At 72.4% G+C, this 14,921-nt stretch carries 10 protein-coding genes; 6 read left to right on the plus strand and 4 right to left on the minus strand.

From position 1 onward, the window contains the following. The first annotated feature begins 70 nt into the window (after positions 1–70). The 5 genes from IE94_RS0126805 (at position 71) to IE94_RS0126825 (ending at position 9,851) form a co-directional block, all read left to right on the plus strand. The gene (locus tag IE94_RS0126805) at positions 71–1,075 is read left to right on the plus strand and encodes a carbohydrate ABC transporter permease (protein WP_030189152.1); all 1,005 of its coding nucleotides are present in this window, start codon (positions 71–73) and stop codon (positions 1,073–1,075) included. A gap of 13 nt (positions 1,076–1,088) precedes the next feature. Further along, positions 1,089–2,000, plus strand: coding sequence for a sugar ABC transporter permease (locus IE94_RS0126810; protein WP_030189154.1), 912 nt, complete (start codon positions 1,089–1,091; stop codon positions 1,998–2,000). Between the two features lie 132 nt (positions 2,001–2,132). Continuing rightward, the gene (locus IE94_RS0126815) at positions 2,133–3,815 is read left to right on the plus strand and encodes a glycoside hydrolase family 13 protein (RefSeq protein ID WP_030189156.1); all 1,683 of its coding nucleotides are present in this window, start codon (positions 2,133–2,135) and stop codon (positions 3,813–3,815) included. A 209-nt stretch (positions 3,816–4,024) separates the two neighbouring features. Then, the gene (gene pulA / locus IE94_RS0126820; protein WP_030189158.1) at positions 4,025–9,439 is read left to right on the plus strand and encodes a pullulanase-type alpha-1,6-glucosidase; all 5,415 of its coding nucleotides are present in this window, start codon (positions 4,025–4,027) and stop codon (positions 9,437–9,439) included. Positions 9,440–9,494: 55 nt separating this feature from the next. Continuing rightward, the gene (locus IE94_RS0126825; RefSeq protein ID WP_030189159.1) at positions 9,495–9,851 is read left to right on the plus strand and encodes a 5-carboxymethyl-2-hydroxymuconate Delta-isomerase; all 357 of its coding nucleotides are present in this window, start codon (positions 9,495–9,497) and stop codon (positions 9,849–9,851) included. On the opposite strand, the gene IE94_RS0126830 is transcribed toward IE94_RS0126825, so the two are convergent. The 4 genes from IE94_RS0126830 to IE94_RS0126845 form a co-directional block, all read right to left on the minus strand. Next, positions 9,848–10,537, minus strand: a complete 690-nt coding sequence (locus IE94_RS0126830; RefSeq protein WP_106978029.1) for a TetR/AcrR family transcriptional regulator — start codon at positions 10,535–10,537, stop codon at positions 9,848–9,850. The two genes, IE94_RS0126825 and IE94_RS0126830, sit on opposite strands and share 4 nt — an antisense overlap. Before the next feature lie 56 nt (positions 10,538–10,593). Next, a complete protein-coding gene (locus tag IE94_RS0126835; RefSeq protein ID WP_106978032.1) occupies positions 10,594–11,658 on the minus strand; it encodes a PDR/VanB family oxidoreductase in 1,065 nt (354 codons plus the stop codon). A gap of 133 nt (positions 11,659–11,791) precedes the next feature. Then, positions 11,792–13,723 carry a hypothetical protein gene (locus IE94_RS0126840; protein ID WP_030189163.1) on the minus strand — a complete coding sequence of 644 codons (1,932 nt, stop codon included), beginning with the start codon at positions 13,721–13,723 and terminating at the stop codon, positions 11,792–11,794. A 61-nt stretch (positions 13,724–13,784) separates the two neighbouring features. Further along, complete coding sequence (locus IE94_RS0126845) at positions 13,785–14,294, minus strand: tetratricopeptide repeat protein (protein WP_030189165.1); 510 nt, start codon at positions 14,292–14,294, stop codon at positions 13,785–13,787. 133 nt (positions 14,295–14,427) lie between these two features. Here IE94_RS0126845 and IE94_RS0126850 point away from each other — a divergent pair, with 133 nt between their 5' ends. After that, on the plus strand, positions 14,428–14,874 hold the full coding sequence (locus tag IE94_RS0126850) for a hypothetical protein (RefSeq protein ID WP_030189168.1): 447 nt from the start codon (positions 14,428–14,430) through the stop codon (positions 14,872–14,874). The last annotated feature ends 47 nt before the right edge of the window (positions 14,875–14,921 follow it).

Consider the following 14,921-nt stretch of genomic DNA (forward strand, 5'->3'; position numbering starts at 1 on the left):
GTCACCGGCCGTGCGCCGCACCCCGACCGCTCCACCCTGACCTTCCCGATGCTCCCGAAGGTGTCGAACCATGACAGTCGCCATCGACCGCGCGACCGGCAAACGCCGCGGTGACCGCAGCCCGCGGCCCGGCCTCGGCCGGCGTCTGAAAGACGGCTACCAGAAGCACTGGTACGCCTACGCCATGATCGCGCCGGTGGCCGTCGTGATCGGCGTCCTCGTGCTGTACCCGCTGGGCTACGGCCTCTACCTCACCCTCACCGACGCCAACAGCCTCAACAGCGCGCGCACCATCGGCGTCAACGAGATCGAGGCCACCTACAAGTTCGTCGGCCTGGACAACTACGCCGACATCCTGTGGGGCCCGACGGCCTACGACCGCTTCTGGTCGCACTTCATCTGGACCGTCGTGTGGACGGCGGTCTGCGTCGGCCTGCACTTCTTCATCGGCCTCGGGCTGGCGCTGCTGCTCAACCAGAAGCTGCGCGGCCGCACCTTCTACCGGCTGATCCTGGTCCTGCCCTGGGCCGTACCCACCTTCGTCACCGTCTTCGGCTGGCGCTTCATGCTCGCCGACCAGGGCATCATCAACTCCGCCCTGGACTGGCTGCACCTGCCGACGCCGGCGTGGCTGGAAGACACCTTCTGGCAGCGCTTCTCCGCGATCATGGTCAACACCTGGTGCGGTGTGCCGTTCATGATGGTCTCGCTCCTCGGCGGCCTCCAGTCGATCGACAACAGCCTCTACGAGGCGTCCGAGATGGACGGCGCCAACGCCTGGCAGCGCTTCCGCTACGTCACCCTGCCCGGTCTGCGCTCGGTCAGCTCCACCGTCGTCCTGCTCGGCATCATCTGGACCTTCAACCAGTTCGCCGTGATCTTCCTGCTGTTCGGCAACACCGCCCCCGACGCGCAGATCCTCGTCACCTGGGCGTACCAGCTCGGCTTCGGGCAGCAGCCGCGCGACTTCGCGCAGTCCGCGGCCTACGGCATCCTGCTGCTGGCCATCCTGATCGTCTTCACCTCCTTCTACCGCCGCTGGCTGAACCGCAATGAGCAGCAGCTCGCGAACTGAGGCAGGAGCCGCCATGAGTACAAGCACCGCGCCCACCAAGGCCCCCGCCGAGCAGATCGCCGCGTCCACCGCGCCGCCGCGCAAGGTCCGCGGCCGCGGCGAGCGCAGCCGCGCCGCGTCCCTCGCCTCCCACGGCGTGCTGACCCTGGCGAGCCTCGTCGCGCTCTTCCCGGTCGCCTGGCTGGTCTACCTGTCCCTCGGCCCGGACAAGAACGACTACCTGCACCCCGGACGCATCTGGTCGAAGATGACCTTCGACAACTACGCGTTCGTGCTCCAGGACACCAACTTCTTCGACTGGCTGAAGAGCTCGCTGATCGTCTCGCTGGGCACCACCGTCATCGGCGTACTGGTCGCCGCGACGACCGGCTACGCGGTCTCGCGGATGCGCTTCCCGGGCTACAAGAAGCTCATGTGGGTCCTGCTGGTCACCCAGATGTTCCCCATCGCGGTCCTGATCGTGCCGATGTACCAGATCCTGTCGAAGCTCCAGCTCATCGACAACTACTTCGGCCTGATCCTCGTCTACTGCTCCACCGCGGTGCCGTACTGCGCCTGGCTGCTCAAGGGCTACTTCGACACCATCCCGTTCGAGATCGACGAGGCCGGGCGGGTGGACGGGCTGACGCCGTTCGGCACCTTCTTCCGGCTGATCCTGCCGCTGGCGCGGCCGGGCCTCGCGGTCGCCGGCTTCTACAGCTTCATCACCGCGTTCGGCGAGGTCGCCTTCGCCTCGACGTTCATGCTGAGCGACACGAAGTACACCTTCGCCGTCGGACTGCAGAGCTTCATCAGCGAGCACGACGCGCAGCGCAACCTGATGGCGGCCACCGCCGTGCTCGTCGCGATACCCGTCTCCGCGTTCTTCTACCTCGTGCAGAAGAACCTGGTGACCGGCCTCACCGCGGGCGGCACGAAGGGCTGATCGCCGCCCCGCCCGGAAACGTCCGGCCGCGGTGCCCATCCGACCCCGCTGCACCGCGGCCGGCCGCCCTTCCGCCACCGACGCTTCCACTCCACTCCGTTCAGCTTCGTTTCGCTACGTACCAAGGACGACATGAGCCAGCAGCCTTCCGCCGCACCGGCCCCCACCTCCGCCGTCGCCACCGTCTCCGAGCGCCACGACTGGTGGCGGGACGCGGTCATCTACCAGGTGTACCCGCGCAGCTTCGCCGACAGCAACGGCGACGGCATGGGCGACCTGGAGGGTGTCCGCACCCGCCTGCCGTACCTGCGCGATCTGGGCGTGGACGCCGTGTGGCTCAGCCCTTTCTACGCCTCCCCGCAGGCCGACGCCGGTTACGACGTCGCCGACTACCGGGCCGTCGACCCCATGTTCGGCACCCTCCTGGACGCCGACGCGCTGATCCGCGACGCCCACGCGCTGGGCCTGCGCATCATCGTCGACCTGGTGCCGAACCACTCCTCCGACCAGTACGAGTGGTTCAAGCGCGCCCTCGCCGAGGGCCCCGGCTCCCCGCTGCGGGAGCGCTACCACTTCCGCCCCGGCAAGGGGAAGAACGGCGAACTGCCGCCCAACGACTGGGAGTCCATCTTCGGCGGCCCCGCCTGGACCCGGGTCACCGAGCCCGACGGCACCCCGGGGGAGTGGTACCTGCACCTGTTCGCCCCCGAGCAGCCCGACTTCAACTGGGAGCACCCGGCCGTCGGCGACGAGTTCCGCTCCATCCTGCGGTTCTGGCTGGACATGGGCGTGGACGGCTTCCGTATCGATGTCGCCCACGGCATGGTGAAGGCCGAGGGGCTGCCCGACCTTGGATCCCACGAGCAGCTGAAGCTGCTGGGCAACGATGTCATGCCGTTCTTCGACCAGGACGGCGTGCACGTCATCTACCGGCAGTGGCGCCGCATCCTCGACGAGTACTCCGGCGAGCGCATTTTCGTCGCCGAGGCATGGACCCCGACCGTCGAGCGCACCGCCCACTACGTCCGCCCCGACGAGCTGCACCAGGCGTTCAACTTCCAGTACCTGGGCACCCACTGGGACGCCGAGGAGCTGCGCACGGTCATCGACCGGACGCTGGACGCCATGCGTCCCGTCGGCGCCCCCGCCACCTGGGTCCTGTCCAACCACGACGTCACCCGGCACGCCACCCGCTTCGCCAACCCGGCGGGCCTCGGCACCCAGATCCGCCTGGCCGGCGACCGCGAGCTGGGCCTGCGCAGGGCCCGCGCCGCGACCCTGCTGATGCTGGCCCTGCCCGGCTCCGCCTACGTCTACCAGGGCGAGGAACTGGGCCTCCCGGACGTCGTCGACCTGCCCGACGAGGTGCGCCAGGACCCGGCGTACTTCCGCGGCGCGGGCCAGGACGGCTTCCGCGACGGCTGCCGGGTGCCGATCCCGTGGACCCGCGAGGGCTCCTCGTACGGCTTCGGCGACGGCGGCAGCTGGCTGCCGCAGCCAGCGGGCTGGGGCGAGCTGAGCGTCGAGGCGCAGACCGGCGAGCCCGGTTCGACCCTGGAGCTGTACCGCGAGGCCCTGGCCGTCCGCCGCTCCACCGCCGACCTCGGCGCGGGCGACGCGGTCGAGTGGCTGCGCGCCCCCGAGGGCGTCCTCGCCTTCCGGCGCGGCGACTTCGTGTGCGTCGCCAACACCACCGGCGAGTCGGTCGCGGTGCCCGCACACGGGCGCGTCCTGCTGGCCAGCGGGGAGATCACCGAGGCGGCCGGCGAGGCGAAGGTACCGGCGGACACCACGGTGTGGTGGACCCGCGCCTGACGCTCCCTGCGGACCGTTGAAGGGCCCGCTGCTTCCCCGGGGGAGCAGCGGGCCCTCGCGCGTCCGCCCGGCCTGTCCCGGTGACCCGGGCAAGTCCTGTGAAAATCCTTTCCGTTACTTTCGCAAGTCTTGCCGCAAGACTTGCGACAGCGTTACGGTCTCGCCGGGGTCGGACCCGAACGAGCCGTACTCGCAAGGAGCTCACGCCTGTGATACCGAGATGGCCGGTGCCCGCCACGCGCCGCACCGCACGAGTGAGACGGGTCGCGGCCGTCACCGTGACCGCGCTCGCCGCCGCCCTGCTCCCCCCGCTGGCGGCGCGTGCCGACGCCCCGCCCGCGCCCCCGTCCGACGCGAAGCTGGCGAAGACCGCCGCACGCCACGACCTGACGCGTGAACAGTTCTACTTCGTCCTGCCGGACCGTTTCGCCAACGGGGACGCCGACAACGACCGCGGCGGCCTGACCGGCACCCGGCTCACCACCGGCTACGACCCCACCGACAAGGGCTTCTACCAGGGCGGCGACCTCAAGGGCCTGACCGAGAGGCTCGACTACATCAAGGGCCTGGGCACCACCTCCCTCTGGATGGCGCCCCTCTTCAAGAACCAGCCCGTCCAGGGCACCGGCAAGGACGCCTCGGCTGGCTACCACGGCTACTGGATCACCGACTTCACCCAGGTCGACCCGCACTTCGGCACCAACCAGGACCTCAAGAACCTCATCTCCAAGGCCCACGCCAAGGGCATGAAGGTCTTTTTCGACGTCATCACCAACCACACCGCCGACGTCGTCGACCACGAGGAGAAGTCCTACGACTACCTCTCCAAGGGCGCCTTCCCGTACCTGACCAAGGACGGGCAGCCCTTCGACGACGCCGACTACGCGGACGGCGGGCGCCGCTTCCCCCGCGTGGACGCCGGCTCCTTCCCGCGCACCCCCGTCGTCCCGGCCGCCAAGAAGAACCTCAAGGTGCCGTCCTGGCTCAACGACCCGGCGATGTACCACAACCGGGGCGACTCCACCTGGGCCGGCGAGTCGGCCACCTACGGCGACTTCAACGGCCTCGACGACCTGTGGACCGAACGGCCCGAGGTCGTCGAGGGCATGGAGAAGATCTACCAGCGGTGGGTCAAGGACTTCGCCGTCGACGGCTTCCGGATCGACACCGTGAAGCACGTCAACACGGAGTTCTGGACCCAGTGGGCGACCGCGCTGGACGCCTACGCCGCCAAGAGGGGCCGGGACGACTTCTTCATGTTCGGCGAGGTCTACTCCGCCGACACCTCCGTCACCGCCCCCTACGTCACCGAGGGCCGACTGGACTCCACCCTGGACTTCCCCTTCCAGGACGCGGCCCGCGCCTACGCCTCCCAGGGCGGCAGCGCCCTCGGGCTCGCCTCGGTCTTCGGCGACGACTACAAGTACACGACCGACAAGGCCAACGCCTACGAGCAGGTCACCTTCCTCGGCAACCACGACATGGGCCGCGTCGGGACCTTCCTCAAGCAGGACAATCCGAAGGCCACCGACGCCGAGCTGCTGAGGAAGGACCGGCTCGCCAACGAGCTGATGTTCCTCAGCCGCGGCAACCCGGTCGTCTACTACGGCGACGAGCAGGGCTTCACCGGCGCCGGCGGCGACAAGGACGCCCGCCAGCCGATGTTCGCCTCCCGCACCGCCGACTACCTCGACGACGACCAGCTCGGCACCGACCGCACGCACGCCGAGGCCGCCTACGACACGGACGCCCCGCTCTACCGGCAGATCAGCGCCCTCGCCGAACTGCGCAAGGCCAACCCGGCCCTCGCCGACGGCGTCCAGAGCGAGCGGTACGCCGCCGACGGCCCCGGGATCTACGCCGTCTCCCGCACCGACGCGAAGACCGGCACCGAGTACGTCGTCGCCTTCAACAACGCCGACACCGCCAAGAGCGCCACCTTCGCCACCGGCTCGGCGCACATGACCTTCCGCGGTCTGTACGGCACCGACGCCACCGTGAAGTCGGGCGCCGACAGGAAGGTCACGGTCACCGTCCCGGCCGGATCGGCCGTCGTCCTCAAGGCCGCGGGCCGGCTCGCCCAGCCCGCCGCCGAGCCGACGATCACCCTGCACGCCCCGGACCCCGGCGCCACCGGCACCGTCGAGCTGAGCGCCGACGTCGCGGGCGGGCAGCTCAACCGCGTCGTCTTCGCCGCCCAGACCGGCGACGGCACCTGGCGCACCCTCGGCACCGCCGACCACGCGCCCTACAAGGTCACCCACACCGTCGACCGGGACACCCCGGCCGGAACCGCCCTGCGCTACAAGGCGGTCGTCGTGGACTCGGCGGGCCGCACCGCGAGCGCCACCGCGGCCTCCACCACCGGCACCCCGCCCGCCGAGGAGGTCCCCACCGCCGCCTCCCGCGACTACGCGGTCGTGCACTACCGGCGCGCGGACGGCAACTACGACGACTGGGGCCTGTACGCCTGGGGCGACCTCGCCGACGGCGAGACGACCACCTGGCCCGAGACCCACCCCTTCACCGGCCGGGACGCCTACGGCGCCTTCGCCTACGTCAAGCTCAAGCCGGGCGCGTCCAACGTCGGCTTCCTCGTCATCGACAAGGACGGCACCAAGGACGTCGCCGCCGACCGCACCATCGACGTCACCGAAACCGGCGAGGTGTGGATCGAGCAGGGCGAGGAGCAGGTCGCCACCGAGCGGCCCGAGTACCCCGCCCAGGACACCACCAAGGCCGTCCTGCACTACCACCGCGCCGACGGGGACTACGACGGCTGGGGCCTGCACGTCTGGGGCGACGCCGCGACCCCCACCGACTGGGCCAAGCCGCTCCAGCCGGTCGGGACCGACCCCTACGGCGCGGTCTTCGAGGTGCCCCTGACCGGGGGCGCGAGCAGCCTCAGCTACATCGTGCACAAGGGCGACGAGAAGGACCTGCCCACCGACCAGGACCTGGACCTCAAGGCCGACGGCCACGAGGTGTGGCTGCTGAGCGGCCAGAAGGACCACCTGCTGCCGCAGCCCGCGGGCTCCGCGGCGGCCGTCGACCTCACCACCTCCAAGGCCGTCTGGATCGACCGGAACACCGTCGCCTGGAACGGCTCCGAGGGCGCCGCCTCCACCCAGCTGCTCGCCTCCCGCACCGGCTCCATCACCGCTGCGGACGGCCGGCTCACCGGCGACGACCAGCGGTGGCTGCGCCTCACGAAGAGCGCCCTCACCGACGCCCAGAAGGCAAGGTTCCCGCACCTGAGGGAGTACGCCGCCTGGTCGGTCGACCCGCGCGACCGCGACCGGGTCCGCGAGGCCCTGCGCGGCCAGGTCGTCGCCGCCCAGCGCACCGCCACCGGCGCCCTGCTCGCCGCGACGGGCGTACAGACCGCGGGCGTCCTGGACGACCTGTACGCGGACCGGGCGACCGGCGCCGACCTCGGCCCGGTCTTCCGGCACGGGCGGCCCACCCTCTCCGTATGGGCGCCGACCGCGCAGGACGTGCAGCTGGAGATCGGCGACCGCACCGTGCGGATGCGCCGCGACGACGCCACCGGCGTCTGGTCCGTCACCGGCCCGAAGTCCTGGAAGGGCAAGGAGTACCGGTACGCAGTCAAGGTCTGGGCGCCCACCGCGGGCGAGGTCGTCACCAACAAGGTCACCGACCCGTACTCCCTGGCCCTGACCACCGACTCCGAGCGCAGCCTCGTCGTCGACCTGGACGACCGCTCCCTCGCCCCGCGCGGCTGGAACGACTACGACAAGCCGAAGGCGGTGCCGCTCAGGGACGCCCAGATCCAGGAGCTGCACATCCGCGACTTCTCCGTCGCCGACCCGACGGCGGACGCGGACCACCGGGGCACCTACCTGGCCTTCACCGACCACAGGAGCGACGGCTCGAAGCACCTGCGCGAGCTGGCCGGGGCCGGCACGTCCTACGTGCACCTGCTGCCCGCCTTCGACATCGCCACCATCCCCGAGAGGAAGTCCGAGCAGACGGCGCCCGACTGCGACCTCGCCTCCTACCCGGCCGACTCCGACCGGCAGCAGGAGTGCGTGACGAAGGCCGCCGCCAAGGACGCCTTCAACTGGGGCTACGACCCGTACCACTACACGGTCCCCGAGGGCTCCTACGCCACCGACCCGGACGGCACCGGGCGCACCGTCGAGTTCCGGAGGATGGTCAAGGCCCTCAACGACGACGGCCTGCGCGTCGTCATGGACGTCGTCTACAACCACACGGCCGCGAGCGGCCAGGCCAGGACCAGTGTCCTCGACCGGATCGTGCCCGGCTACTACCAGCGCCTGCTCGCCGACGGCTCGGTGGCCAACAGCACCTGCTGCTCGAACACCGCCACCGAGAACGCCATGATGGGCAAGCTCGTCGTCGACTCGGTCGTCACCTGGGCCAAGGAGTACAAGGTCGACGGCTTCCGCTTCGACCTCATGGGCCACCACCCCAAGGCCAACATCCTCGCGGTCAGGAAGGCGCTGGACGCGCTCACGGTGGAGAAGGACGGCGTCGACGGCAAGAAGGTCATCCTGTACGGCGAGGGCTGGAACTTCGGCGAGGTCGCCGACGACGCCCGCTTCGTGCAGGCCACCCAGAAGAACATGGCCGGCACCGGCATCGCCACCTTCTCCGACCGGGCCCGCGACGCCGTGCGCGGCGGCGGCCCCTTCGACGAGGACCCCCGCGTCCAGGGCTTCGCCTCCGGTCTCTACACCGACCCGAACTCCTCGAAGGCCAACGGCACCGAGGCCGAGCAGAGGGCCCGCCTGCTGCACTACCAGGACCTGATCAAGGTCGGGCTGACCGGCAACCTCGCCGACTACACCTTCACCGACACCACCGGCAAGCAGGTCAAGGGCTCCGAGGTCGACTACAACGGCGCCCCCGCCGGTTACGCGGCGGCACCCGGCGACGCCCTCGCCTACGCCGACGCCCACGACAACGAGTCCCTCTTCGACGCGCTCGCCTTCAAGCTGCCCGAGGACACCTCCGCCGACGACCGGGCCCGCATGCAGGTCCTCGCCCTGGCCACCGCCACCCTCTCGCAGGGCCCGGCGCTCTCCCAGGCGGGCGCCGACCTGCTGCGCTCCAAGTCGCTGGACCGCAACTCCTACGACAGCGGCGACTGGTTCAACGCCCTGCACTGGAACTGCGCCGACGGCAACGGCTTCGGCCGGGGCCTGCCACCGGCCGCCGACAACCAGGACAAGTGGCCCTACGCCAAGCCCCTGCTGGGCTCGGTGCGGGTCGGCTGCCCGCAGATCACCGGCGCCTCGGCGGCGTACCGGGACCTGCTGAGGATCCGCAGCGGCGAGAAGGACTTCTCCCTCGCCACGGCCGGGCAGGTCCAGTCCCGGCTCTCCTTCCCGCTCTCCGGCGAGGACGAGACGCCCGGCGTGATCACCATGCGCCTCGGTGACCTCGTCGTCGTCCTCAACGCCACGCCCGAGCGGCAGGAGCAGCGCCTCGACGCGGCGGCCGGGACCGGCTACCGGCTGCACCCGGTGCAGGCGGCGGGCGCGGACACGGTGGTGAAGGAGTCGGCGTACGCGGCGAAGACCGGCACCTTCACCGTGCCGGCCCGCACGGTCGCCGTCTTCCAGCGGGCCGGCTGACGGCAGGGGGTCTGCGGTTAGGGTGAGCCCTGCTGTTCACGCAACGGGAGGGCTCATGCCGCAGATCACCGTCGACTACTCCGACCGGCTCGCCGGCGACTTCGACCGGCCCGCCTTCGCACGGGCCCTGCACGAGGCCGTCGTCGAGATCGCGGCCGCGAAGCCGCCGGCGTGCAAGACGCAGTTCCGCCGCACCGAGGACACCGTGGTCGGCCCCGACACCGAGGGGCACGCCGTCGTGCACGTCACGCTCGGGCTGCTCGCCGGCCGCACCGAGGAGACCAAGGTGCGGCTGACCGAGGCCGTCCTGGAACTGCTGCGGCAGTACGCCAAGCCGGGCGACGGCCTCGCCCTGCACGCCTCCGCCGAGGTCCGCGACCTGGACCCGTCGTACCGGAAGTTCGAGAGCTAACCGGCCAGTGCGATCAGCCGGCCGACCAGGTCCCCGAAGGGCCCGTCGGCCGGCTCGTCGGCGATGACGCGGCGCAGCAGGGCGCCCATCTCCTCGTCGTAGGCGGCGCTCACCGCCAGCAGCGCGGCGAAGTCGTGCACCAGCTGCGCCTCCAGCTCGGCGCGCGGGATGCGCCGCCCGTCCAGCCAGAGCAGCGCCGTCGACTCGGCGAGCGAGATCCAGGAGCGCACGACGAGTTCCAGCCGCGCGGCCGGCTCGGTGACGTCCAGGTGCGAAAGGATCTGGACATACGCGGCCTGGCGTACGGAGTCCACCAGCGCGTTGGTGGTGGAGGAGCCGACGGCCGGGCCGCCGCGCATCAGGGCCGAGAAACCGGGGCCGTGCTCGTCGACGAAGTCGAAGTAGCGGCCCATCACCCGCAGCAGCCGCGCACCCAGCGGGCCCTGGCGCGGTTCCGCGAACCGGCCCGCCAGCTCGTCCGAGGCGCGCTGCAACGCGGCCTCGTACAGGCTGAGTTTGCCGGGGAAGTAGTGGTAGACCAGCGGGCGCGAGATGCCCGCCGCCGAGGCTATCTCGTCGATGGAGACCTCGTCGGGCGAGCGGCGGCTGAACAGATCGAGCGCGACGCCGATCAACTGCTGCCGCCGTTCCTCGACGCCCATTCTGCGGCGCACCCCGGTAGTCATACGAACACCTTACCGATCGAATCCGGCCCCGAACGGGCCGGACCGGGCATCTGTGTTCACATGTCGAGCACCAGCCGTGCACCGCGGCACCGGGACACACAGATGAGCATCGAGTCACCCCGCTCCGAGTCGGTCAGCAACTCGTCCCGGTGATCGATCTCCCCCTCCAGCACCTTCTGCTGGCAGGTCCCGCACCAGCCCTGTTCGCAGGAGTACGGAGTGTTCGGCAGCTCGGCGCGCACCGCGGCCAGCACCGAGGAGTCGCCGGGCACGGTCAGCGTGCGCCCGCTGCGGCGCAGCTCCACCTCGAACTCCGCGCCCCCGTCGGCCGCCGTACCCGGCGCGAACCGCTCCAGGTGCGGTGCGACGCCCGCCGGGAGGCGTTCGGCGACGGCCGCCATCAGGCCCTCCGGGCCGCAGCAGTACACGGCCGCGCCCTCGGGGAGGTCCGCCAGGAAGGCGTCGACATCGGGCCGCCCGTCCTCGTCCTCGGCGACGACGGTGACCAGCCCGCCCTCCGGGTCAAGCTTCCCGATCTCCTCCAGGAACGGCATCGACGCCCGCGTCCGCCCGCCGTACAGCAGCCGCCACCCGGTGCCCTCCGGCAGCGCCCGCAGCATCGGCAGCACGGGCGTGATGCCGATGCCCCCGGCGACGAACGCGTAGGCGGGCGCCTCGACCAGCGGGAAGCGGTTGCGCGGTCCGCGCACCTCCAGCTCCATGCCCTCCTGCACCTGCTCGTGCACCTCGCGCGAGCCGCCCCGCCCGTCCTCGACCAGCCGCGCGGCCACGGTGTAGGACGAGGTGTCCTCCGGGTCGCCGCACAGCGAGTACTGCCGGACCAGACCCGAGGGCAGCACCAGGTCCAGGTGCGCGCCCGGCTCCCAGCGCGGCAGGTCGGTCCCCTCCAGGCGCAGCCGCACCACCCCGTCGGCCACCCGCTCGTGCGCGGTCACCAGCAGCGTCAGCGCGCGGGAGCGGGGCCGCCCGGAGTCCGCGGGGGCGGACGCGGGCAGCGGCCGCTTCGACGGGCCCTGGACTCGGCGCCGCAGCGCCCGGCGGACGACGAGCGCGGTACCGGCCGCGAGGAGCAGGGTCGTCGGCCTCCGCAGCCGTGCCATGAGGGGGACAGGCTTGTCGGACATGGCGTCAATGTACTGACGAGTACGGTCCGGTGGAACCCTCCGGTCGGAACTTGTTGACGCCAGTGTCAACTAGCCGGGCCCCCGGCCCCCGGCCCCGCGCCGCCGCCGGCTAGCGCAGGCCCCCGATCGTCCGCCCGCCGCCCAGCGTGCCCCTCAGCTCGGCCCGTGCGCCCTGCTCGGCCCTGGCCGTCAGCAGATTGCCGTCGGCGGCGCCGCTGATGCCGCCCGTCGCCTCGATCGACTCGGTGTCCGGGCCGCCCGCCGCGAGCAGGTACCAGTGCCCGCCCTCCGACTTCCACAGCACCCCGGCCAGCACCTGCGGGTCACGCTCCCCGCAGGCCGGCACGTCCTGCGCCCTCGCCGCCACCGCGCCCTGCACCCCGCCCGGCGTCCGGAACTGCGCCAGCACCCGGGCCCCGTCGCCGCGCCAGGTCTCGGCGCGGGTGCACACCCACGCGCCCGCCCCCGTCCCGTCGGGCAGCGGCTGCGTCGCGAACTGCCAGGCGTTCACCGACCGCACCCCCTGCCCGCGCACCGCGCCCAGCGAGCACGCGTACGGCGCCCAGGCGCCCAGCGCCTTCGCACCCGAGGCGTCCTTCGCCAAACCGGGCCGCCCGGTGGTGAGCCGGGCCGGGACCAGCTCGCCCAGGTCGGTCACCACCCGGGTGTCCGAGCCGTCGGACAGCTCCAGCACCTTCCACGACGTACACGCCCCGGACTGCTGCTGCACCGGGGTGGCCAGCGGCGAGGTCACGCCGTCGGTGAGCGTCAGCTCCCTGGCACCGGAATCCGGGGCGACGAGATCGCGGCCGGCCGCCTTCGTCACCCAGGGCGCCGTCAGATAGCGGACGTTGCCGTCGGCACGGCCCAGCACCACCGCGGTCGCCGCCGCCCGGTCGGCCCCGTCGGTCCGCGCGAAGTCCAGCGCGGCACCGGCGGAACCGTCCTTCGGCTCGGCGTACCGGACCAGGCGCAGACCGTCGTGCAGGATCACCACCCGCGCGTTGTCGACGTCCCCGGCGTACAGCAGCTGCGGCGGACCGGCCGGACCGCCGGTCTGGGTCCCCGGTGTCGCGGACACCCCCACGCTCTCGCCGGGCCGGGCCCACACGGCCAGGGCGCGGCGCAGCAGTTCCGCGTCGCCGGTGAGGTCGCCGCGCGCCGGCCACACCGAGAAGTCCGTGCGCGCGGAGGTCTCCCACGCGGCGGGCGCGGCCTTGGTCAGCCGGCCCGGGTCGAGCGCCGCCTCGGCCGCCGGGTTGCGCGCGTACGGCGGGGCGGCGGCGCCGTCCGGGCCCCAGCCGTCCCCGGGCAGCCCGAGGAGGGCCCCGCACACCACCAGCGCCGCCCCGGCGACCAGCGCGGCCTTCATGTGCTGCCGCCGGCGCAGCAGATCGGTCGGCCGGGCCTGCAAGGAGCAGGGGTCGAACTCGGGGGAGCCGAGCAGCCCGTACTGCCCCGGCACCCCGTCGGCCTCCCGCAGCGCGGCGTCCACGTCGGCGACCCCGGCGGCACGCAGCACCTGCCGCACCCCGTCGTCGGGGAGCCGCTCCAGACCGCGCAGCACGTAGGCCGCCCGGCCCGGGCCGGAGAGCGCGGACAGCCGCTGGTCCAGGGCGAGTTCGTCCGCGCCGCCCGAACGCGGGAAGAGCTTGAGGCCCCGCACGTGCGGCAGCAGCGGCGGCAGCTGGGACCGGCGGGGCCACGCCGGCCGCCGCAGCGGGAGCCCCGCCTCCAGCGCCGTACGCACCACCCGCAGCCGGACCAGCGCGTACCCGGGGTCGACCTCGCGGCCGGTCGCCTGGGCCGGGACCACCGGGGTCGTCGTCCGGTTGCGGGGCAGGGCGCGCTGGGCGAGGGCGTGCGCGGTCAGGACGCGGCGGCCCCGGCCCAGCCCCGGCGGCAGCACCAGGTAGGCCAGCCGGGCCAGGCGCGGATAGTGCTCGACGAGCGCGGCCTCGGCCTGCTCGACGTCGACGACCGGGTCGGCCGAGGAGGCGGAGGACGGTGCGGGGCTCGGGGCGACATCCTGTGGCTGCACGTTCAGCAGAACGAGCGAACCGGACGATGGTCACCGTGGGGCCGGTTTGGCAGGAGGCGCGCTACGCCTCCGGTTCCACCAGCAGCCGCGCGTAGTTGGCCATCGAGCGCTGGTAGCGCGGCAGATGGGGCGCGAGCGCGCCGAGCACCAGGGCCAGGCCCTCGCGGTCGCGGCCCATGCTGGACAGGCAGAGCGCGAGCGTGGCCCGCACCGCGTCGTCCAACTCGTCCGACGGGGCGACCAGTTCCTGTGAGAGCAGCTTCACGCCCTCCTCCGGGTGCCCGGTGTTGCGCAGCGAGCTGGAGAGCTGGATCTTCGCCCGGCGCCCCTTGTACGGACTGGCCTCGCCGAGACCGCGCTCCAGTGCCTCGCGGTACAGCGGCACGGCCCGGTCGGAGTGGCCCGTCGAGTCCCAGGCGCAGGCCCGCTCGAACAGGCCGAGGGGGCTGTCGGGGGGCAACTCGTCGGCGAGGGCGTCGACGACCGCCCGGAAGTCGGCGGCATCCTCCTCGGCGTACTCGTCGAACGCCGCCCAGGCGGCCCTCACGCGCTCTTCCCAGTCCTGGTCCACGGAGCCACTCTCGCACGCCGTGCGCACCACGGCACCCGTGCCTCTGAGTACTTCGCGCCCCGCGCCCGTACCGATGGCGAGAGCCCCCCGGGGGCTCCGTGCGGCATGTCGCCACAGCGGACCGGAGGAACACATGAGGCCGACCCGACCGATGCTCGCGCCGGCCGCCCTGGCGGCGGCCCTGGCGCTGACCGGCTGCGGCGCCGACGGGGACGGCGGGGCCGCCGTCCCCGCGACGGCGACCGGCAGCCTGGAACACCTGGCCGCCGAGGCCGAGTGCACCCCGGACCTGCAGACCGACGCCGACACCATCCGCCAGGCCCTCTGCGGGAAGGGCGAGGGGAAGTACGTCCTCGTCACCTTCTCCACCGACCGCGGCCAGCGCGAGTGGATCAACACCGCCAAGGACTACGGCGGTTACTACCTCGTGGGCCGCAAGTGGGTCGCCGTCGGCCACGAGGACGTGGTGGCGGACCTGCGCGCCCGGCTCGGCGGCACCCTGGAACAGGGTGTCCGGCACGGGGGCAGCGGCGGCGGGCACGCGACCGGGCACGGCGAGCACGCCGGGCACGGCGGCTGACCGGGCGCCCACGCGCGCAGCGGGCCGGTGGCGGAAGTCCGCCACCG

The sequence above is a fragment of the Streptomyces violaceorubidus genome (assembly GCF_000717995.1).
Classification (GTDB): Bacteria; Actinomycetota; Actinomycetes; order Streptomycetales; family Streptomycetaceae; genus Streptomyces; species Streptomyces violaceorubidus.